The organism is Mesorhizobium sp. M0152, from assembly GCF_040322415.1.
Lineage (GTDB): Bacteria > Pseudomonadota > Alphaproteobacteria > Rhizobiales > Rhizobiaceae > Mesorhizobium.
Map to the genome: position 1 here is coordinate 1 of NZ_JAMYTH010000104.1, position 2,068 is coordinate 2,068.

Annotated in this window: 2 protein-coding genes; both read left to right on the forward strand. The window is 56.9% G+C overall.

Annotated elements, in window-relative coordinates; genetic code table 11:
- Positions 1-235 precede the first annotated feature (235 nt).
- Positions 236-1,462, forward strand: coding sequence for an NAD(P)/FAD-dependent oxidoreductase (locus tag NKJ26_RS33255; protein WP_352700074.1), 1,227 nt, complete (start codon positions 236-238; stop codon positions 1,460-1,462).
- Positions 1,463-1,476: 14 nt separating this feature from the next.
- On the forward strand, positions 1,477-2,068 hold a 592-nt coding region (locus NKJ26_RS33260; RefSeq protein WP_352700076.1), incomplete at its 3' end, for a proline racemase family protein.

The window sequence follows — 2,068 nt, forward strand, 5'->3', positions numbered from 1 at the left end:
GCCCGATGAAGCCGCACTGCTTAGCCTCGCCACCTAAATGCCGGCCTCACAGTGGCCCTGGGGACTGTTAGCACTAACAACATGAGATTGAGGTGCACAGCGCCTACGGAGATGCATTTATGAGGTTCGCCAATCGACCCGCTCGAGACAATTCGAAGACTTCGGCGACTACCGCTGCCAGCCTGGGTGCAGAAATCAACCTTCGCCTTTCGGCGAACGATACGCGGATCGATCGATGAGCCACATCGTTGTTGTTGGAGCAGGCATTGTTGGCCTGAGCACCGCTCGAGCACTGCTCGCAGATGGTCGTTCTGTTACCGTCGTAGATCGGAACCCGGCGGGAGATAAGGCCTCCTTCGGGAATGCCGGTGCACTTGGCGTCACCGAAATCGTGCCGGCCAGTGTGCCCGGATTGATTTGGAAAGTACCGGGTTGGCTATTCGACCCGCTCGGCCCACTCTCTGTCCGTCCCGCCCATTTTCCGAAACTTGCACCCTGGCTCCTGCGTTTCATGCGCAGCGGTTCGAAAAGTGAGATGCTCCGTGTCACTAAAGCGCTAGCTGCCTTAAGCGCTTCGATCTACGACGACTATCTCCCTCTTCTCGACGAGCTAAAGCTTAGGGACGAACTGCATCAAGTTGGAGCACTTTGGGTCTATGAAACCGAGGCTGCCTTCGCTGCAGACGCGGCAGATCGTGATCTGCGTCGAAGCTACGGGCTGGTCTTTAATGAGCTAGACGGGAACGAGGCGCGCAGGCTGGAACCTGCGCTCGGCAGGGTTGTCGTTAAAGCTGTCATGACGCCGCAGTGGTCGCATTTTAATGATCCAAAGAGGGTCGTTGATCGTCTGCGCGAACTTGTTGTCAACAGAGGCGCTAAGCTAGTGAGCGGCGACGCTCTTGCGATCGAGGGCAAAAAGCTTCGTGTGTCCGGAGGACAAGACATCAGCTTCGACCGATTGGTGATTGCGGCCGGTGCATGGTCGGCGCGTCTCGCCAAGACCATCGGCGACCGCGTGTTGCTTGAAAGCGAACGCGGCTACAACATCACGATACCAAATTCCGGAGTGACGCTTTCTCGGGAGGTCATTTTCGCAGAGCGCAAGTTCGTTGCCACGCCTATGGATATGGGATTGCGAATCGGCGGCGGCGCCGAGTTCGCTGGATTGAAGGCGCCCCCCAACTATGGTCGAAGTGACGCGTTGGCAAAGATGGCGAAGGCTTACCTCCCGGATCTTATATCAACAGGGGGCACACGTTGGATGGGGCATCGCCCAACGACTCCCGACACACTTCCGGTGATCGGTTTCTCGCCGCGCCGCAATGACATCATCCACGCCTATGGTCACAGTCATTGCGGTCTGACGCTTGGGCCGACGACCGGCCGGCTGGTCGCGGACATGGTTGCCGGAAGAGCGCCAATGATCAATCTTGCACCCTTTTCCGTCAGCCGTTTTTCCTGATCTGGAGGATAATCATGAATCCCCATACCTTTATATGCATAGATGCCCATACATGTGGCAGCCCCGTTCGCGTTGTTGTCGGCGGAGCTCCTATACTGCCCAATGTCAGCATGGCCGAAAAGCGTCAGATATTCCTACGCGACCATGACTGGGTGCGCCAAGCGTTGATGTTCGAGCCTCGCGGCCATGATGTCATGTCAGGTTCCATTCTATATCCGCCGTCACGTGAGGATTGCGATATCGGCGTGTTGTTCATCGAGGTTTCCGGTTGCCTTCCAATGTGCGGCCACGGCACCATCGGTACGGTAACTGCCGCCCTCGAACAGGGTTTCGTCGTGCCGAAGACCGAAGGACGGCTGGCGCTTGAGGTGCCCGCCGGTCGCGTTGAAGTGGAGTACACACGAAACGGCCGTTTCATTGATGAGGTCCGCATCTTCAATGTGCCCGCCTATCTTCATACGAGTGACGCGAAAATCGACGTTCCAGGCATTGGAGAACTTGTTGTGGACGTCTCCTACGGCGGCAACTTCTATGCCATTGTGGAACCTCAGAAGAACTGGACTGGTCTCGACAGCATGACGGCGGACGATATCCTCAAGATTAGTC

What these genes read in the sequence shown, in the direction of transcription:
- NKJ26_RS33255 (WP_352700074.1), top strand. Translation starts at nt 236, where the DNA reads ATGAGCCACATCGTTGTTGTTGGAGCAGGCATTGTTGGCCTGAGCACC.